The organism is Kribbella sp., assembly GCF_035655035.1.
In the GTDB taxonomy this organism is placed as follows: domain Bacteria; phylum Actinomycetota; class Actinomycetes; order Propionibacteriales; family Kribbellaceae; genus Kribbella.
This window is the reverse complement of the sequence record NZ_DASRVN010000155.1, coordinates 1-19129: the sequence shown is the minus strand read 5'-3', so window position 1 is coordinate 19129 and position 19129 is coordinate 1. Positions and strand designations below refer to the sequence as shown.

Here is a 19129-nt window from a genome sequence, read left to right as displayed (position 1 = left end):
CAGCGGGTGGACCCGTTGACCTCCGCCGGTGCGCTGGCTACGGTGTTCCAACGCATCTCGGAAATCGATTTCTCCCGCCTCCGCCCGTCAAGGAGAACCCGAATGACCGTTTCACACGCCCCGGCCGGCTGCGCGAACCGGGCCTGTGCCGGCGACTGCCCGCGCGCCCAGCTCAGTCGCCGGACGTTCATCTCGCTGAGCGCCGCCGCGGTCGGCGCGCTCGCCGTACCGGCGCAGGCGCTGGCCGCTCCGCCGCCGACGGATCCGAAGGTGCTGTTCGACCGCGGTACGCCGACCTCGTACACGGGTGCGGCGCTGCCGCGGATCGGGATGCCGGTCGGTGGCGGTACGACCGGGCAGGTGTATCTGTCCGGCGACGGGCGCCTGTGGGTGTGGGACGTGTTCAACCCGACGTCGTTCCCGCTCGGCGGCGCGGACTTCTCCGGGCACCACTACGCGTTCCCGTTGTCGGCGAACGATCCGGGGGCGTCGCAGTTCGCGCAGGGGTTCGCGCTGCGGACGACCAGCCGCGGGCGGACGACGACCCGGACGGTGGACGCGGCCGGGTTCAAGGACGTCCGGTTCACTGGTTCGTACCCGGTCGGCCGGGTCGCGTACGCCGACGCCGGGAGCCCGGTGAGCGTGCAGCTGGAGGCGTTCTCGCCGTTCGTCCCGCTGGCCACGCTGGACTCGACGCTGCCGACGACGATCATGTCGTTCACGCTGCGGAACACGTCCTCGGCGGCGGTCCGCACGACGCTGCTCGGGTACGCCGAGAACCCGGTGTGCATCGACAGCCGCAAACGTCAGCCGACGACGCTGCAGGCGCGGGCGTTCAAGGGCGGGGTTCAGTTCGGCGCGGTCGACGATCTGGCCGCGGAGCAGAACGACATCCTGTTCGAGGACTGGGAGCGGGACACGTTCGACGGCTGGACGGTGACCGGCGACGCCTTCGGGCCGGGACCGGTGCGGCCGCTCGACGTACCGGACCTGATGAAGCGGTTCGGCGACCTGAACGTGTCGGGTACCCGGTTCGTCACGTCGTACGACTACCGCGGCGGCAAGTACGACGGAGCGGTCGGGAAGCTGACCAGCCGGGATTTCACGATCGAGCGCCGGTACGTCGCGGTGAGCCTGAGCGGTGGGCGGCACCCGGGGGAGACGTGCGTGAACGTGGTCGTCGACGGCCAGGAGGTGGCGACCGCGACCGGCGACGAGAGCGAGCCGCTGGTCGCGCAGATGCTGGACGTCGGCGCGTACGCGGGGCGGACTGCACACCTTGAGATTGTTGACAATCAGACGGGCGCTTGGGGTCACCTGAGCTGCGACGCGATCGTGTTCACGGACCGCCCGGACATCCTGTTCGAGACCTGGGACAAGACGACGTACGACGGATGGACGGTGACCGGGGACGCCTTCGGTGCGGGGCCGGTGACCGCGGCCGAGACGCCGGACGGGTTCCGCCGCGCGTTCGGTGTCCGCACGGAGCTGAACGTGAGCGGGCGGTTCGCGACGTCGTACAACTTCCGTGGGACCGGCGATCCGGACAGCTTCACCGGCTCACTGACCAGCCGCGAGTTCGTGGTCGAGCGCCGGTTCGTGACGGCGTGGGTGGGCGGGGGCAGCCACCAGGGCGAGACCTGCCTGAACGTCGTTGTCGACGGCAAGGTGGTGGCGTCCACGGCCGGCACCGACATCGAGCCGCTGACCGCGGTGTCGATGGATGTCGGGAAGTACGCCGGTAAGAATGCGCACATTCAGATTGTCGACAACAACACCGGCGGCTGGGGTCACGTGAACGTGGACCGCATCCTGTTCAGCGACCGCCCGATCCGCCGCCAACCGGTCGCGGTCCGCCCCGACGGCGGCACCTTCGCCCTCGCCGCCCTTGCTTCGGAGGAGCAGGTGGTGGTGCGGCCGTCGATCGGTGACTGGTCGACGACCGACGCGCTGTTCGACTCGCCGGCCGGTCCGGCGGACTCGGCCGATCCGCACGCCGGGACCGTCGCGGTCACCGTGACCCTGCCGCCGGGCGCCTCGCGGACGGTCCGGTTCGCCTACGGCTGGTTCTTCCCGAACCCGCAACGCGAACTCTTCTCCGAACTCGTCGGCGCCTCCACCTTCCGCCGCCACTACGCGACCCGGTTCACCTCGGCCCGGGACGTCGTCGAGTACGTAGCCCGCGAAGCGACCCGGCTCGAGCACGACACCAAGCTCTGGGTACGCACCTGGTACGACGACTCCTCACTCCCGCACTGGTTCCTCGAGCGCACCCTGGCGACGGCGTCCACGATCGCGACCAGCACCTGCTACCGCTGGGACGACGGCCGCTTCTACGCCTGGGAAGGCACGTACTGCTGCGCGGGCACCTGCGAACACGTCTGGAACTACGCGCAGGCGATCGGCCGCCTGTTCCCCGACCTCGAACGCGACACCCGCGAGCGCGTCGACCTCGGCATCGCGTTCCGCCCGACCGGCGAGATCGGCAACCGCGGCGAGTCCGGCGACGCGTCCAGCTCGTTCGCGGACGGCCAGACCGGCACGATCCTGCGCATCTACCGCGAACACCAGATGAGCAAGGACAACTCGTTCCTGCAACGGGTCTGGCCGCGGGTCCGGACCGCGGTCGAGTTCCTCGTCACGCACCGGGACGGACCCGACGAGGACGGGATCTTCCGCGGCAGCCAGTGGAACACCCTCGACACCGAATGGTTCGGCGAGGTGCCGTGGATCAGCGGCCTGTACGTCGCCGCGCTCCGGGCCGCCGCCGCGATGGCCACCGACGTCGGCGACACCGCGAGCGCGACCCGGTACCGGACGATCGCCGACCGCGGCTCGGCGTACCTGGCCGGAAACCTGTGGAACCAGGAGTACGGGTACTACGTCCAGAAGGTCGACCCCGCGCACCCGACGGCCGAGAACAGCAACCGCGGCCTGTTCATCGACCAGATGTACGGCCAGACGTACGCCGCCCAGCTCGGTCTCCCGCGGGTGTTCCCGCAGGACCAGGCCCGCACCGCGCTGTCGAAGCTGTACGAGTCGAACTTCCGGGCCGCACCCGGTACGTACCGCCCGCCGGGCATCGGCGTCGGCCGCGTGTACACGACCGGCGACGAGAGCGGCGTACTGATGGCGACCTGGCCGCACGGCGGTTCGACCGAGACGCACGGGCTGATGTACTTCAACGAGGTCTGGACCGGCCAGGAGTACCAGTTCGCGGCGCACCTGTTCGCCGAGGGCATGACCGAGGAGGGTCTGGCGGTCACCCGCGCCATGTACGAGCGGTACGACGCCACGAAGCGCAACCCGTACAACGAGATCGAGGCCAGCGACCACTACGCCCGCGCGATGATGGGCTACGGCGTCTACCTGGCCGCCTGCGGCTACGAGTACGACGGTCCCCGCGGCCACCTCGGCTTCGCCCCACGCATCCACCCGGAGAACTTCCGCAGCGCCTTCACGGGTGCCGAAGGCTGGGGCCTCTACGCCCAACGCCGTACGCAGAAGTTCCTCAGCGCCACGATCGACGTCCGCTACGGCCGGTTGAACCTCACCACGCTGTCCTTCCAGACCGCGGGCCCGGCGCGCCAGGTCGAGGTCCGGCTGGGCAGGCGCCAGGTCCCGGCCCAGGTGGTTGCCGTTGGCAATCGTGCGGTCGTCACGCTGGGCCGGTCGGTGACGGCGGACCCGGACCAGGAACTCACGATCGAGATCCGGGGCTGACGGGATCCTCGGGCGGGATCCACAGCGGTGGCCGCACCGGCGTTTCGGTGAGCTCGTGCCAGCGCTGGTTCTTCGCGGTCCGGCGGGCGACCGCGACGACGTTCCGGACCGGGCCGGAGGGGATCTCGTCGCGCCAGGCGATCGACCAGGGGTAGTGGGGCTGCAGCTCGGCGGGACGGTACACGGGCAGGCCGGCTTCGGCGTACCGCACGGCGAGGCTCTCGAACTCGAGGACGTACGCCGCGTCGCGGGCCCGCGTGACGGCGGCCAGGCACTGCTCGAAGATCCCGGGATTGCCGAGCCACCGCAGCGTCAACCGTGCGTGTCGCTCGAAGGTGGTGAGGTAGTCGCCGTGGGCGTTGTACATGCCGGAGTCCGGAGTGTCCGCGAACACCTCGATCGGCCGCTCGTAGAGCGACACCTGGTCGCGCGGCTCGTCGCCCGGCCGCCCGATCAGCAGCAGCGGTTCCAGCCTGAGCAGCTCGTGATGCCATCCGGACGGCCGCTCGGCCTGCAGTTGCGCGGTCACTCGCAGTACCCCGAGGTCGAGCTGGTCGTTGAGCAGCGCCTGGAACTGGCGGTGGCTGTCCATCGAACGCTCGACCAGCCGGATGCCGGGATACTCGGCCGCGAACGCCGCCGCGACGGTCCTGCTGGTCGCCAACTCGAAGATGTGCGCGATCCGTAGGACGCCGTCCTCGGCCGGCCGTGCCATTCGGTCGGCGACGGCGAGCAGCTGCCGGGCGTCGTCGAGGAATCGTTGCCCCCGCGGTGTCAGCGTGACATGCCGGCTGTCCCGGACCAGCAGGGGAGCGCCGAGCTGGTCCTCGAGCTTGCGCACCTGCTTCGACAGCGCGGGCTGGCTGATGTAGAGCCTGGCCGCGGCCCGCCCGAAGTGCAGCTCGTCGGCGACGGCGACGAAGTACCGCACCAACCGCAGATCCAAGTCCATCGCGCCCCCTCCCGGCACTGGTCACGCTAGCTCTCCGGCACCGACTCCGGCCAGCACGGTTATCGATCGATCCCGAACATGTCTTGGACGAGCAGCCTCCGCGCGGTGTTGTGTGTCGTCGAGGAGTGACCGGATCCAGGAGGGGACCATGACCGAATCACGACAGCCTGTTGTCTTTGTCCACGGGCTGTTCCTGCACGCGACCAGCTGGACGCCCTGGGTCGAGCTGTTCGCCGAGGCCGGGTACGCGCCGACCGCGCCGGGGTGGCCGAACGAGCCGGCCACCGTCGCCGAGGCGCGCGAGGCGCCGGAGCTGGTCGCGAACACCACCATCGAGGACGCGACGGACCACTTCCGCAAGGTCATCGACTCCTTGGACGCGCCGCCGGTGATCATCGGCCACTCGTTCGGCGGCCTGATCACCGAGAAGCTGCTCGGCGAGGGGTACGGCGCGGCCGGGGTCGCGATCGACCCGGCGCAGATCAAGGGCGTCCTGCCGCTACCGCTCGCGCAGCTGCGGTCCGGGCTGCCGGCCCTCGGGAACCCGGCCAACCTGCACCGCTCGGTCGCCCTGACCGCCAAGGAGTTCCGGTTCGGATTCGGCAACGCGCTGCCGGAGGCGGAGTCGGACGAGCTGTTCGGGAAGTGGAGCGTCCCGTCGCCGGCGCGGCCGATCTTCCAGGCCGCGGCGGCGAACTTCGTCCTGCACTCCGAAGCGAAGGTCGACACCGCGAACTCGGCCCGCGGCCCGCTGCTGCTGATCTCCGGCGCCGAGGACCACACCGCGCCGGCCGTGGTGACCCGGTCGACTCTCAGGCAATATCGTGACTCGACGGCGGTCACGCAGTTGCGCGAGTTCGAGGGTCGGGGGCATTCGCTCACCATCGACCACGGCTGGCGCGAGGTGGCGGACGCCGTACTGAGCTGGCTCAAGGACCAGGGACTCTAGGGGGTACGGCGAGTGGATCTGCACCTGAGTGGGAAGACAGCCGTGGTGACGGGCGCCGGCAAGGGGATCGGGCTGGCCGTCACCCGCGCGTTGCTCGACGAAGGCGTGAAGGTGGTCGCCGGCTCCCGGACCGTCGAGGGTGAGCTCGAGGACCTGCCCGTCGACGCGATCGCCGTCGATCTGAGTACGGCGGACGGACCGGCGCGGCTCGTCGACGAGGCGGTCGCCAGGGCCGGCGGGATCGACATCCTGGTGAACAACGTCGGCGCGGTGCACCCGCGACCGGCCGGGTTCACCTCGGTCACCGACGAGGACTGGTTCGCGACCCTCACGCTGGACCTGATGTCGGCCGTACGGACGACGCGAGCCGCCGTACCGACGCTGATCGAGCGGTCCGGGGTGATCGTGACGACCTGCTCGGTGAACGCCACGCTCCCCGATCCGCTGGTGATCGACTACAGCGCGGCCAAGGCCGCCTGCCTCAGCTTCTTCAAGTCGCTGTCCAAGGAGCTCGGGCCGCGCGGCGTCCGCGTGAACACCGTCAGCCCCGGTCCGGTCGCGACCGACCTGTGGCTGGGCAAGGGCGGCGTCGCCGAAACCGTCGGCGGCGCGGTCGGTGCCGCGCCGGGCGACGTGGCCGCCCAGGCGGCCAAGGACTCGGTCACCGGCCGGTTCACGCGCCCGGAGGAGGTCGCGGACCTGATCGTCTTCCTGGCCAGCGACCGCGCCGGCAACCTCACCGGCGCGGACATCGTCATCGACGGCGGCATGACCCCGACGATCTGAACGCGGCGCCGCGGGACCGGACGAACGGAACGGGTCAGCTGGGAATGTCAGGTTCGGCCACGTGGCACGCCGCTTCGTGGTTCTTGCCCAGGGTGCGGAGCACCGGCGTCACCGAGTGGCATTTGTCGATGGCCAGTGGGCAGCGCCAGCGGAAGCGGCAGCCGGGGGTGGGGTCGATGACCTTCGGGGGCTCGCCGGTGTCGCCTTCGATGCCGGTGGAGAGGGGAGCCCGGGGGTCGGGGACGGCGCCGAGGAGGAGGTCGGTGTAGGGGTGTTTGGGGTTCTGCAGGACCGACTCGGTGGGGCCGGTCTCGACGATGTGGCCGGCGTACATGATCATCAGCCGGTCGGCGACGTACCGGGCGCTGGCGATGTCGTGGGTGATGTAGAGGAACGAGACGTCCTGCGACTCCCGTAGCGTGGCCATCAGGTTCAGCAGGCCGATCCGGATCGAGACGTCGAGCATCGACACCGGCTCATCGGCGAGGATCAGTTTCGGCTTGTGGGCCAGGGCCTGCGCGAATCCGATCCGTTGCCGCTGGCCACCACTCAGCTCGTACGGGAACCGGTTCATGATGTCGCCGGCCGGGGTCAGCCCGACCGCCTCGATCACCCGCTCCGCCTCGGCGTACCGCTGCTGCCGGTCAATCTCCGGCCGGTGCAGCTTCAGCGATCGCAGCACCCCGTGCGACACCCGGAAGGCCGGGTTCAGCGAGCTGAACGGATCCTGGAACACCATCGGTACGTCGCTGCGGTAGGACAGCTGGTCCTTCCGGGAGCGCAACGTCGACATCGCCCGGCCCTGGTAGAAGATCTCGCCACTCGTCGGCTTGTACACGCCCGCGAGCAGCCGCGCGATCGTACTCTTCCCGCTGCCGCTCTCCCCGGCGAGCGCGACGATCTCCTGGCGGCCGATCGAGAAGCTCACCTCGTCGACGGCGTGCAGCAGCTGCGGTGAGAACCCGCGGCCGACCCGGAAGTGCCGGGTCAGTTCCCTTGCCTCCAGCAACGGTGCGGCGGCCGATTCGGTCCCGCCGGCCTTTTCCAGATCCGCCGTGGTCATTGCGCCTCCCGCACGAGGTCAGGGGCATGCAACAGACAGCGTGCCTGTACGGCGCCCACCTGGTAGAGCTCTGGCTCGATCTTCGGACAGTCCTCGAACGCCTTCGGGCAGCGCGGCTGGAACCGGCACCCGGGCGGCGGCGAAGCGAGGTTGGGCGGCGCGCCGGGGATCCCCGTCAATGCCACCTTCGGCCCGCGGATCGACGGGAACGCGTCCAGCAGCCCCGCGCTGTACGGATGTTCCGGGTGGTCGAACACCGCCCGGGTGTCGCCGAACTCGACCACCTGCCCGGCGTACATCACGACCAGCTTGTCCGAGAAGTGACTGACCAGCGACATGTCGTGCGTGACGAAGATGACCGCGAACCCGAGCTTCTTCTGCAGTTCCTTGATCTGCACCATCAGCGACCGCTGCGCGACCACGTCCAGCGCGGACGTCGGCTCGTCCATGATGATCAGGTCCGGCGTGAACAGCAGCGCCATCGCGATCATCGCCCGCTGCCGCATACCGCCGCTCAGCTGGTGCGGGTAGCTCTTCAAGTGGATCGGGTCGATGCCGACCAGCCGCAGTACCTCGGCCGGACGCTCGTCGGAGACCGGCTCGTCGTGCGCCATGATCGTGTCCTGGAACTGCGCCCCGATGCTCTTCACCGGGTTCAGCGCGTTCATCGCGCTCTGCATCACCACCGAGAAGTCCCGCCAGCGCAACTCGGCCAGCCGTTTCTCGCTCATCCCGACGAGCTCCCGGCCGCGGAAGCGCACGCTGCCGCCGGTGATCGCGGCCGGCGACGACAGCAGCTGGGCGATCGCGAACAGCAACGTCGACTTGCCGCAGCCGGACTCACCGACCACCCCGACGAACTCTCCGGCGTGTACGTCGAGATCCACGTGGTCGACCGCGACGACCGGGCGCGCGCCGGTGTCGTACTCGACCGAGAGATCCCGGACCTCAAGAAGTGGCCCAACGTCAGGACTTGGCACGTCGCCTCCGAACCGGCCGCAGAGCGGGGTTGCTGATCTCGTCGAACGCGTAGTTGAGCAGGGCGAACGAGACCCCGAGCAGCGCCACCGCCAGACCCGGCGAGAGCGCCCACGCGGGCAGTCCGTTCACCAGGGCGCCCTGGTTCTGCGCCCAGTAGAGCATGGTTCCCCAGCTCAGCGAGTTGGGGTCGCCGAGCCCGAGGAACTGCAGGCCGGCGGCGGTCAGGACCGAGTACAGCGCGGCGCCAAGGAAGTTCGCGACGATCAGCGAGATCATCGTCGGCAGTACCTCGACCACGATGATGTACGACGACCGCTCGCCGCGGACCCGCGCCGACTCCAGGAAGTCCCGGTTCCGCAGCGACAGCGCCTGCGCCCGCATCTGCCGGGCGCCGTACGACCAGCCGGTCAGGATCAGCACGATGATGATCACCGTCAGGTTGCCCTTGCCGGCGTACGTCGCCAGCACGATGATCAGTGGGAACGTCGGCAGCACCAAGAAGATGTCGGTCAGCATCGACAGTCCGTCGTCGGCGAACCCGCCCAGATACGCCGCTGACACGCCGATGATGACCGACAGCACGGTGGCACCCAGCCCGGCGACCACGGCGATCACCAGGGACTCACGGGTGCTGTAGATCAGTTGCGCGTAGACGTCCTGCCCGAGTCCCGTCGTACCGAGCCAGTGGCTGCCCGACGGGTGCTGGAGCGGCAGGTCGCCGATCGCTTGTGGGTCGTGGTGCGCGCCCGGGACGAACAGCCCCGGGAACGCGGCGAGCAGGACGAAGAGCAGCAGCAACGCCGCTCCGACGACGGCCTTGCGGTTCCGCAGGATGGCCCGGAACAGTCCACCGCGCGGGCGACGGGTCGCACCCGCGACAGGAGCCGAGGCACCAGCAACAACAGCGCTCATCGGCGTCCTCCGGACGTCGATGAGCGCTGTGGAGCGCTGTTCCTATTGGTGATCTCGCTTCGCTCGTTCACGTGACTTATCCCTTCGTCCGGGCGCGGGGGTCGAGCAGGAACACCGCGAAGTCGCAGAGCAGGACACAGATCAGCACCGCCAGCGTCACCAGCAGGAAGAGTGCCTGCAGCAACGGGTAGTCGGTACTCACCGTGGCGTTGTAGAACATGTAACCGAGCCCCGGGTAGTTGAACACGTACTCGACCAGGATCGTCCCGGAGATCACGAAGCCGAGCGACATCGCGAAGCCGGACAGGTTCGGCAGGAACGCGTTCCGGCCGGCGTACCCGAACATGATCTTGCGGCCCGGGATGCCCTTGGCGCGCGCCATCCGGACGTAGTCCTCGGCGAGCGTGGTGACCATGTTGTTCCGCATCGTCAGGATCCAGCCGCCGACCGCGGTGACCAGGATGGTCGCGGCCGGCAGGATGCCGTGCTTGATCACGCTCCAGACGAACTCGCCGGTGAACGCCGGCGTCATGCCCTGGTCGTAGTTGAAGTCGTTCGGCAGCACCGCGTTGCCACCGATCGCGAACAGCGAGATCAGCAGCAGCGCCACCCAGAAGTACGGCAGCGCCGAGGTGACGATGAACACCGGCGGCACGATCCCGTCGATCAGGCCGCCGCGCCGCCAGCCGGCCACGGTACCGATCAGCGTGCCGATCGCGAACGCGAGCACGGTCGCGATGCCGACCAGCCCGAGCGTCCACGGCAGCGCGGAGCCGATCAGCGACGTCACCGGTACGCCGAGGCTGCTGCCGATCGACACGCCCCAGTGACCGCTGACCATCGACCGCAGGTACTCGACGTACTGCAGCAGCAGGTTCTTGCCCGGGTCGAAGCCGAACTCGGCCAGCACCGTCCGCAACTGCTCCGGCGTCACCACCGACCCGCCCTTGCTGAACCGCTCGCGCAGCGCCTGTTCCGGGCTGCCCGGCATCATCCGCGGGATGAAGAAGTTCAGTGTCATCGCCGCCCACAACGTGAGCACGAAGAACCCGAGGCGTCGTATCAGGTATCGCACAACCAGCTCCTCGTGCTCACGCTTCTCACAACCTCACTTCTGGGCGGACTTGGAGTACAGATTCGTCAGCACCTGACCGACATCGGGGATGTTGTACGGCGCGGGCTGCGCGTACGGGTTGTCCTGGGTCGGCCAGCCGTCCAGGTCCTTGGTGTTGTACTGGTACCAGTCGACCGACTCGGTGGTCGGGATCACCGGCACGTCCTTGATCATGTACGACGAGATCTGCTTGATCAGGTTGACCTGCGTGTCCGGGTCGGCCGCGGCGTACTGGTCGAACAGCTTGTCCACCTCGGGCTTGGAGTAGCGCGAGTAGTTGCTGTTCGCCGACTTGCCGATCGGCGCGGTGTTCTTCGAGTACAGCAGCTGCCGCAGCTCGTAGTACGGCGTCGGGCCGCCGGACTGGCTCGCGTACGCCAGGTCGTAGTCGCCGGTGAACAGCTTCTGGTTGTACGACTGCTGCTGCAGGTCCTGGATGGTCAGCTGGATCCCGGCCTTGGCGAGCTGCTGCTTCACGACCGCCAGCGACGCGTCCCAGTCGGTGTAGCCGGTGACCGTGATGATGTTCAGCTTCAGCGGGTTCGAGTCCGAGTACCCGGCGCTCTGCAGGAGCTGCTTGGCCTTGTCGAGGTTCGGCTTGTCGTACCCGGCGGCGGCTACGGCGTTCTTGTCGTAGTACTTGTCGAACGTCGGCGAGACGACACCGGACTGGTTCGCGGCCGGCTGGTAGCCGCTCTCACCGATCTTCGAGATCTGCTCGCGGTCGAGGGCGTACGCGATCGCCTGCCGGACCGCCAGCTTGCTGGTCGCCGGGCGGGACGGGTCGTTGTTCGGCACGATCGCGACGTTCGCGGTCGGCGGGAACCAGTAGTTGTTGCTCGGCGACTTCGACTTGTAGAAGTTGTCGATGTTCGGGATGTACTGGCCGCCCCACTGGGCCTTGCCGCTGGCCAGGTCCAGGTTGGCCGGGTTGTTGTCCAGGTACGCCGGGTACTGCACCTTCTGCACGTACGGCTTGCCGGGCTGCCAGTACGACGGGTTCGCGACGTACGAGATGTTGTTCGGGGTGCAGGACTCGACCGTGAACGGGCCGGTGCCGACCGGCTTCGGGTCCGCCCAGGTGGCGGCCTTGGTCGCGGCCTCGCCGGTGGACCAGATGTGCTTCGGCACGATGCCGACCTGGCCGGCGAAGTTGAAGAAGTACGGCTCGGCGGCCGCCTTGAACTTCAGCGTGACCTTGTTGCCGGCCGCGGTGACGCTGGTCAGCCCGGCGCCGGTCCACAGCGAGTACAGGTCCAGGGCCGGCTGCTCCTTCATCCGCGTGAAGGTGAAGACGACGTCGTCGGCCGTGAACGGCTGTCCGTCGCTCCACTTCACGCCGTCGCGGATGGTGAAGACGATCGAGTCCTTCTTCGGCGACCAGGTGTACGCCGTGGCCAGCATCGGCGTGGTGGCGCCGGCCTTCAGCACGTTCACGAAGGTCAGCGGCTCGTAGACGAAGCCGGACGACGCCTGGTTGACGGACGGGTTGAACGGGTTGAACTGGCACGGCCAGGTCTGGCCGCCGACGTTCGCGATCGTGACCGTACCGCCTTGCTTGTGCGCCCCGTTGCCGCCGCCTCCGCCGCTCGCCGACGAGGACGGGTTGGCCGAGCTCGCGCTCCCGATCGGCTTGTCGCCGCCACCGCAGGCCGCGGTCAGTGCCCCGACCGCGATCGCGACGACGGCGATCCGTGTAATGCTGCCCCTCATCGTCTTCTGCCTTTCGCTACTGGAAATCCTGGGTCATGCGAATGCTTCTGCGCCGAGGACGGCCCCCGCTGCCTCGACGCCGAGGGCGAGCGCTCCGATCAGCGGTGCGTCCGAGGGAAATCTGGCCACCGACAGCTCCGGCGGAAACGGGACGGCCGCGTCGAGGGCGCGACGCAGGCCGGGTTCGAGCTGGTCCCAGGAGCGGACCAGGCCGCCGCCGACGACGATCCGGTCCGGATCGACGGCGATGGCCAGGTTGGCCAGATGCGTCGCCAGCTCCCGGACGAACTCGTCGGTGAGGACGGCGGCGTCCGGCTGGGTCCGCGCCATCGTGAAGACGTCCGCGGCCGTGACCGGGCGGCCGAACCGGGCGGACCCGGCGGTCTCGAGCGCCTGACCGCTGACGACGTGTTCGAGGATCGTGCGCTCCGCGGTGCCGACGTACGCGTCGGCGGCCGAGCGCAGGTTGTAGCCGATCTCGCCGGAGGCGCCGTGCGCCCCGGTGACAACGGTGCCTCCGGCAACGATCGCGATCGCCAGACCGGTGCCGAGATTGAGGTAGAGCCCCGGGTCGGAGCCGGCGAGCGCGCCCCAGCGCAGCTCGGCCTCGGCGGCCGCCTTGACGTCGGTCGCCAGCCGCACCGGTACGCCGGGGAACCCGTCGCGGATCAGCCCTCCGAACGGCAGCTCGCCCCAGCCCGGGAAGGTCGGGGCCAGCTCGACGCGGTCGTCGTACGGGATGCCCAGGGTGGCCGCGCCGACACCGGCGAGCTGGTGGTCCGGCGCGACCTCGGCGAGCAATTCGCGGGCCGCGTCCAGGCCGCGGGTCATCGCCTCGGCGGCACCACCGGACTCGACCTGGCTGTCGATGGTGGTCGCGCCGAGGCGGCGGCCGGACAGGTCGCCGACGGCCACGGCGATCTTCGTCCCGCCGAAGTCCAGCCCGAGTACGACCGGTGTCGAAACCACGGGGTGGCACCTCCTCGCGCCGACCAATAGAATCGATTGGAAACTAACTTAACAATCACCGGGACCACAAGGGATCAATCGAACTTGGTGGCCGAGTTGTTAGCAAGGGGGCCGAGCGTGACAGTCACTGCCGCAGGGGCGCGTCCGCAGTTGATCCGGGAGATCAACGAGCAGGTACTGCTCGACCACATCCGGCGATCGGGGCCGATCTCCCGGACCGAGCTCGCCGGGCTGTCCGGGCTGTCGAAGCCGACGGTGTCCGCGGCGCTCGGTTCGCTGGAGCGCACCGGCCTGGTGCGGGTCAGCGGCCGGCGGACCGGCGTACCGGGGCCGGCCGCGAATCTGTACGAGGTCCGGCCGGAGGCGGGGTTCGTGCTCGGGCTGGACGTCGGGCGGGAGTACCTGCGCGGCGCGATCGCGGACCTGGCCGGGACGACCCGGTCGCGGTCGAGCGTACGGACCAAGGCCGGTGACGCGATGGCCCGGATCCAGGAGCTGGTGGATCTCGCGGCGGCGCTGGCCGACGAGGCGGGGATCGAGGTCGGGCAGCTCACACAGACGGTGCTCGGCAGCCCCGGCGTCTATGACCCGCGGCTTGACGCGCTGACATTGACCGGCCGGCTGTCGGGGTGGGACTCGCCGGCGACGTTGGCCGCGCTGCGGGACCGGTTCGGGCCGACGCTGATGATCGAGAACGACGTGGACGCTGCCGCGATCGCGGAGCGGGTGCATGGGCACGGGCGGGACGTCGACAGTTTCGCGTTCGTCAGCGTCGGTACCGGTATCGGCATGGGGCTGGTGCTGGACGGCAAGCTGCGGCACGGATCGCACGGCGTCGCCGGCGAGATCGGGTACCTGCCGTTCACCGAGGGCTCCGGCAGTGATCCGCGGGACGCCCGCAAACGTGGAGGTTTCGACGCGTCCGCCTCGGCGGCAGCCGTCGTACGGGCGGCTCGCCGGGCGGGTGTCCGTGGCGCGCCGACCGCGGAGAAGGTGTTCGCGGCCGCCGCGCGTGGTGACACGCTGGCCGCGGCGGTCGTCGCGGAGGAGGCGCTGCTGGTGGCCAAGGCGGTCTGCACGGTGATCACCGTGGTCGATCCGGACCTGGTGGTGCTGGGTGGCGGTATCGGTCAGGCGCCCGGGTTCCTCGAGGCCGTGAGCAAGCAGCTGCGGCAGCTCGCGCCGGTGATGCCCGAGGTGAAGGCGAGTGTGCTCGGCTCGGAGACCGTGGTGGCCGGCTGTATCGCGGCCGGTCTCGATCGGGCCTGGCAGACCGTGGCCGGAAACTCGGCGCAATAACCGGACGCAAACCGTCCGCAACCGGCACTAGGGTGCGATTCATGACTATCGCTATGTACCCGAGCTTCGTACTGGACTGTCCGGACGCCGCGCAGCTGGCGCAGTTCTACGGAGAGCTGCTCGGCTGGAAGGTCGAGACCCGCGAGGGCTGGGCCGAGATCCGTCCGGAGGACGGCAGCAACTGCATCAACTTCCAGCAGGTCGAGAACTACAAGGCACCGACCTGGCCGACCCAGGACGTGCCGCAGCAGTTGCATCTCGACGTGATGGTGCGCGACCTGGACGAGTCGGAGCCGGAGGTGCTGGCGATCGGCGCGACCAAGGCGGAGCATCAGCCCGGTACGACGTTCCGGGTGTTCCTGGACCCGGCCGGGCACCCGTTCTGCCTGTGTTCCGCCTGACCGTAGGGTGAGGGGGTGACGAGCTGGCGCGATGAACGACGGCAGGCGGCGGCCGAGCATGCGGCGGCGCTGGAGCGGAAGAAGGCTGCCGAGACCGCGCAGGCGCGGGAGTTGCTCGCGGGCTTCATCGCGACGTTGAAGGAGCGCGGTGTCGAGCCGGAGCCGCTGCGCGCGCAGGTGGTCGGGTCGAACGCCAGCTATCGGACCACGCTGACCGGGTGGTACCTGCGCCGGAACCGCTCGCTGGCCGTGGACGTCGACGGGAACTTCTACATCCTCGGCGTACCGGCCAGCCTCAAGGCGCGGGTCGCCGGCGTCCGCGTCGAGCCGTCCGACCCGCCGCTCGTGGTCGGTCAGGGCGCCCGCGACGGCGAGTCGATGCCGCTCGCCGAACTGCTACGGCTTCGGCTCGAGTCCTAGCACGCTCGCGATCAACGCCGTACCGGGAGCGGTCCTGCCGCCGGGGCCCGGTGACGGTACGACGTCCTCTGTCGCCAGTGGCTCGCCGCACTCGGAGCAGGACACCGTGGGCGTGGTGAGCTTGCCGCAGGTCGTGTGGGTGAAGCGGATCGGCTGGCCGGCCGGGGGAGTGGCCCAGCGGTCGCCCCAGGCGGTGAGAGCCATCAGGATCGGTACGAGTTCCTGCCCGGCCTCGGTCAGCTCGTAGCGGTAGCGGACCGGGTTCTGCTGGTACGGCGTGCGCTGGACCAGGCCGCCGTCGACGAGGGTGGCCAGCCGGTCGGTGAGCAGGTTGCGGGAGATGCCGAGGTCGGCGACGAACTGGTCGAAGCGGTTCAGGCCCAGGTAGAGGTCGCGCAGTACCAACGGTGTCCACCAGTCGCCGATCAGCTCCAGGGACTGGGCGAGCGAGCAGTGCATCGTGGCGAAGCTGGTGTTCCGCATGTCACGAGTGTAGTCAGTTGTGTTATTGAACTGACTGGTCCTACGGTTGCGGCATGGGCATTTACCATTGGGTCGTCGGGCGGCAGGTGCGGAACGCGTTCGCGCAGATCAGCGCCGGGAACTGGGAGGCGATGGTGGCCGGGATGGCGCCGTCCTTCACGTACCGGTTCTACGGAGAGCACGCGCTGGCCGGTGAGCGGCGCACGCACGAGGCGCTGCGGCGCTGGTGGGAGCGGTGCTTCCGGCTGCTCCCGGGGACCCGGTTCGACGTCCAGGACGTGATCGTCAGCGGCTGGCCGTGGGACACGCACGTCGCGACGGCGGTCACGGTCAACGTGCGGGTGGTGGACGGGTCGACGTACGAGAACGTCGTGCACCAGTTCCTGCGGATCCGGTGGGGCAAGATCACCGAGGTACGGACGCTGGAGGACACCGCGGTGCTGCAACGGACCCTTGACCGGCTGGCCGCTGCTGGGTATGCCGAGGCCCACGCGGAGCCGATCGTCGGCTGACACCGGAGGCCCCGGCGACCGGACTCGAGCGACCGATATCCGGGGAGGGGTCGAGGTCTCGGGGAGATCACGGTAAGGTCACGGGCCAGGCAGGAACGGGTGCACCGCGATGATCGCGCTGCCCGTGATCGGCCGCCGCGGATCGCGGGCTGTCGGGCTGGGGCGCAGTACGGAGACCGGTGGTGACCTGCCGGCCGGGCGGTCCCCTGCCGTCCGGTACTCCTTCGTGCCCCGAGAGGTTGCCGAATGCTCGCCCTCCGTACCCGTCCGTCCCGGACGAAGATCGCCCTCGGCGCCGGCCTGCTCAGCCTGGTCGCCAGTTTCGTCGTCGCCGTCACTGCCACCTCCGGGGGAGCGCGGGCCGACGCCCAGAGCCCGCCGCCGGCCCGGCACTTCATCGCCAACCTGAAAGGCGCGACGACGCCGTACTCCCTCGGCTACAACCTGGCCGACAAGTCCTCGGTCTCCAGCCTGAGCGCGCTGCCGACCGGTGTGCAGTCGGTGTTCTGGCTGGGACAGAAGTGCCCGCAGCCGGCCGACAGTACGTTCAAGGCCACGGTCAACGCACTGGCCTCGAATCCGAAGGTCTTTGCCTACTACCTGTCGGACGAGCCGCACATCGCGGACTGCCCGGGCGGACCGGCGGCGCTGCGGTCGCGGGCGGACTACATCCGGACCGCGAGCGGCGGCCGGCAGAAGTCGTTCATCGTGCTCAGCAAGGTCGCCGACTACAAGCCGTTCGCACCGGCCAGTAGCCACGTCGACCTGGTCGGGCTCGATCCGTATCCTTGCTCGATCGCGCATCCGCAGTGTGACCTCGGCAAGATCGGGGAGAAGGTCAGCGCGGCCCGGGCAGAGGGTGTTCCGCAGGCCGCGATCGTGCCGGTGTACCAGGCGTTCGGTCAGGAACGGACGACCAGCCACTACTACAACCTGCCGACCGCGAGCCAGGAGCACGCGATCCTGATGGAGTGGAAGCGGCTCGTGCCGGCGCCGGTCATGGACTACACGTACGGCTGGGCCAACCAGAGCAGCGCGAACCCGACCCTGACCGACTCGTCCGCTCTGCAGAAGGTGTTCGCAACCTTCTTCGCCACCGGGAGCTGACCGCCGGCCCGCGGTCACGTCCGGAAACTCGGATGATTTTTGTCGGTCGTCGCGGTTACGGTCTGTCGGGTGCTGACTCTCTTGCGGTACGGCGTGCGGGTTGCACCTGGAAGCACCCTTTTGACGATGGGTCTGGCCGTCTTCGGTTCGTTGCTGGGGATGGCGGTCACGCTGCTGACCGGCCGGGTCGTCGGGGCGGTTCCGGGTGTGGTCGAGCGCGGCCAGGGAGCGATGCCGATCGCGGAGTTCAGCTGGTTGCTCGGCGGGCTGCTGGTGGTCTTCGTCGTGGACAGCCTGAAGCCGGCGGCCCAGCAGGTCGCGTCGATGGTGATGGACGCCGGGCTGGTCCGGGCGATCGGCACCGGTATCACCGGGCCGCTGCTCGCGCCGCGCCGGATCCAGCACCTCGAGGACGCCGAGGTGCTCGACGTGCAGGAGCGGGCGAAGGGCAAGGGCGGGTTCCACCTCGCGCAGGGGCTCGGCAACCTGCCTTGGCTGCTCGCCAGCCGGGTGACGCTGGTCGGCTCGGCGGTGATCGTCGGCTCGATGTTCGCGTGGTGGGTGGCGGCGATGCTGGTCGCGGTGACGTTCCTGCTGGAGTGGTACGGCGGCCGCCTGATCGAGCGCGAGATCGACGTCTGGTGGGGGAACACCGAGGAGCAGCGGCGCGCGCACTACGCCTTCAACCTCGGCATGCGCGACGCCCCGAAGGAGCTGCGGGTCTTCGGCCTGCACAACTGGATCGTGGACCGGTACGTCGGTGAGTGGACCGCCGGGTACCGCCCGGTCTGGGCGCGCCGCCGGACCAACGCGAAGTGGTCGCTGCTGATCGGCGGCGTGCACCTGATCGCGAACGGGATCGCGATCCTCGCGGTCGGCCGCGCGGCGTACAACGGCTCGCTGCCGCTCACCCAGGTCGCCACCACGCTGCCCGCGATCCTCGCGATCGGGCAATCCAGCAACGGATTCGGCGTGGTGCAGGTCCGTCGCGGGCTCTCGGCGTACCGGGCGATGCGCGACCTGCCGGGCACGATCGCCATCCGGCATCCGGAGCCCATCGTCACCACGAGGCACCGGATCGAGACGATGCCCGCCCGCGAGATCCGGTTCGAGAAGGTCGGCTTCCACTACCCGGGGTCGGACAAGGCGGTGCTGCGGGACCTCGACCTGACGATCAACGCGCGCGAGGCGCTGGCGCTGGTCGGGATCAACGGCGCCGGGAAGTCCACGCTGGTGAAGCTGCTCGGTGGGGCGTACCAGCCGACCAGCGGGCGGATCCTGGTCGACGGAATCGATCTCGCCGAGCTCGACCTGGCGGCCTGGCAGCGGCGGGTGGCGGCGATCGTGCAGGACTTCGTCCGGTTCCCGCTGAGCGTGACGGACAACGTCGTGTTCGGCGCGGTCGAGCGCGCGGGGGACGAGCTGACGCTGGCCCGGGTCGCGCGCGAGTCCGGGATCGACGACGTCGTACGGCGGCTGCCGAAGGGCTGGGACACGATCCTGGACAAGACGTTCGACGGCGGCGTCGACCTGTCCGGTGGTGAATGGCAGCGGGTCGCGCTCGCCCGGGCGCTGTTCGCGGTGCATGCCGGGGCCGGGGTCCTGGTGCTGGACGAGCCGGCCGCGGCGCTCGACGTACGGGCCGAGTCCGAGCTCGTCGAGCGGTACCTGGAGCTCACCTCGGGGGTGGCGTCGCTGATCATCTCGCACCGGTTCTCGGTGGTGCGGAACGCGGACCGGATCTG

The 19129-nt window shown here is 69.4% G+C and carries 17 protein-coding genes; 9 read left to right on the top strand and 8 right to left on the bottom strand.

The features are described from left to right. Window positions 1-102 precede the first annotated feature (102 nt). A complete protein-coding gene (locus VFF46_RS08960) occupies window positions 103-3723 on the top strand; it encodes a GH116 family glycosyl hydrolase (RefSeq protein WP_325036575.1) in 3621 nt (1206 codons plus the stop codon). On the opposite strand, the gene VFF46_RS08955 is transcribed toward VFF46_RS08960, so the two are convergent. Further along, a complete protein-coding gene (locus VFF46_RS08955; RefSeq protein WP_325036574.1) occupies window positions 3701-4675 on the bottom strand; it encodes a LysR family transcriptional regulator in 975 nt (324 codons plus the stop codon). The genes VFF46_RS08960 and VFF46_RS08955 overlap by 23 nt on opposite strands. Before the next feature lie 148 nt (window positions 4676-4823). On the opposite strand from VFF46_RS08955, the gene VFF46_RS08950 reads away from it, so the two are divergent. After that, window positions 4824-5624, top strand: coding sequence for an alpha/beta hydrolase (locus tag VFF46_RS08950; protein WP_325036573.1), 801 nt, complete (start codon window positions 4824-4826; stop codon window positions 5622-5624). Between the two features lie 12 nt (window positions 5625-5636). Further along, window positions 5637-6410 carry an SDR family oxidoreductase gene (locus VFF46_RS08945; protein WP_325036572.1) on the top strand — a complete coding sequence of 258 codons (774 nt, stop codon included), beginning with the start codon at window positions 5637-5639 and terminating at the stop codon, window positions 6408-6410. Window positions 6411-6444: 34 nt separating this feature from the next. Here the strand turns inward: VFF46_RS08945 and VFF46_RS08940 are convergent, their stop codons facing one another. The 6 genes from VFF46_RS08940 to VFF46_RS08915 all read right to left on the bottom strand — a co-directional run bounded on the left by VFF46_RS08940 (window position 6445) and on the right by VFF46_RS08915 (window position 13162). Further along, entirely contained in the window at window positions 6445-7473 is a 1029-nt protein-coding gene (locus VFF46_RS08940; protein ID WP_325036571.1) for an ABC transporter ATP-binding protein, read from the bottom strand. Beyond that, on the bottom strand, window positions 7470-8453 hold the full coding sequence (locus VFF46_RS08935) for an ABC transporter ATP-binding protein (protein WP_325036570.1): 984 nt from the start codon (window positions 8451-8453) through the stop codon (window positions 7470-7472). The genes VFF46_RS08940 and VFF46_RS08935 overlap by 4 nt, the downstream gene beginning before the upstream one ends. Next, window positions 8440-9366 carry an ABC transporter permease gene (locus VFF46_RS08930; RefSeq protein ID WP_325036569.1) on the bottom strand — a complete coding sequence of 309 codons (927 nt, stop codon included), beginning with the start codon at window positions 9364-9366 and terminating at the stop codon, window positions 8440-8442. The genes VFF46_RS08935 and VFF46_RS08930 overlap by 14 nt, the downstream gene beginning before the upstream one ends. 76 nt (window positions 9367-9442) lie before the next feature. Then, window positions 9443-10441, bottom strand: a complete 999-nt coding sequence (locus VFF46_RS08925) for an ABC transporter permease (RefSeq protein WP_325036568.1) — start codon at window positions 10439-10441, stop codon at window positions 9443-9445. Window positions 10442-10474: 33 nt separating this feature from the next. Then, on the bottom strand, window positions 10475-12193 hold the full coding sequence (locus tag VFF46_RS08920; RefSeq protein WP_325036567.1) for an ABC transporter substrate-binding protein: 1719 nt from the start codon (window positions 12191-12193) through the stop codon (window positions 10475-10477). A 33-nt stretch (window positions 12194-12226) separates the two neighbouring features. Next, window positions 12227-13162, bottom strand: a complete 936-nt coding sequence (locus VFF46_RS08915) for an ROK family protein (RefSeq protein WP_325036566.1) — start codon at window positions 13160-13162, stop codon at window positions 12227-12229. A 117-nt stretch (window positions 13163-13279) separates the two neighbouring features. Between VFF46_RS08915 and VFF46_RS08910 the strand changes: the two genes are divergently transcribed. The 3 genes from VFF46_RS08910 to VFF46_RS08900 are packed head-to-tail and all read left to right on the top strand — an operon-like array spanning window position 13280 to window position 15282. Continuing rightward, on the top strand, window positions 13280-14461 hold the full coding sequence (locus tag VFF46_RS08910) for an ROK family transcriptional regulator (protein ID WP_325036565.1): 1182 nt from the start codon (window positions 13280-13282) through the stop codon (window positions 14459-14461). A 41-nt stretch (window positions 14462-14502) separates the two neighbouring features. Continuing rightward, entirely contained in the window at window positions 14503-14862 is a 360-nt protein-coding gene (locus VFF46_RS08905; RefSeq protein ID WP_325036564.1) for a VOC family protein, read from the top strand. Window positions 14863-14877: 15 nt separating this feature from the next. Beyond that, on the top strand, window positions 14878-15282 hold the full coding sequence (locus tag VFF46_RS08900; protein WP_325036563.1) for a hypothetical protein: 405 nt from the start codon (window positions 14878-14880) through the stop codon (window positions 15280-15282). On the opposite strand, the gene VFF46_RS08895 is transcribed toward VFF46_RS08900, so the two are convergent. Continuing rightward, the gene (locus tag VFF46_RS08895; protein WP_325036562.1) at window positions 15259-15765 is read right to left on the bottom strand and encodes a helix-turn-helix domain-containing protein; all 507 of its coding nucleotides are present in this window, start codon (window positions 15763-15765) and stop codon (window positions 15259-15261) included. The genes VFF46_RS08900 and VFF46_RS08895 overlap by 24 nt on opposite strands. Window positions 15766-15818: 53 nt before the next feature. Here VFF46_RS08895 and VFF46_RS08890 point away from each other — a divergent pair, with 53 nt between their 5' ends. The 3 genes from VFF46_RS08890 to VFF46_RS08880 form a co-directional block, all read left to right on the top strand. Further along, window positions 15819-16277 carry a nuclear transport factor 2 family protein gene (locus tag VFF46_RS08890; protein WP_325036561.1) on the top strand — a complete coding sequence of 153 codons (459 nt, stop codon included), beginning with the start codon at window positions 15819-15821 and terminating at the stop codon, window positions 16275-16277. Between the two features lie 246 nt (window positions 16278-16523). Continuing rightward, window positions 16524-17384 (top strand): hypothetical protein, encoded by an 861-nt coding sequence (locus tag VFF46_RS08885; protein ID WP_325036560.1) that lies wholly within the window; start codon window positions 16524-16526, stop codon window positions 17382-17384. 126 nt (window positions 17385-17510) lie between these two features. After that, window positions 17511-19129, top strand: a 1619-nt coding sequence (locus VFF46_RS08880; protein WP_325036559.1) for an ABC transporter ATP-binding protein, incomplete at its 3' end; no start/stop codon positions are given.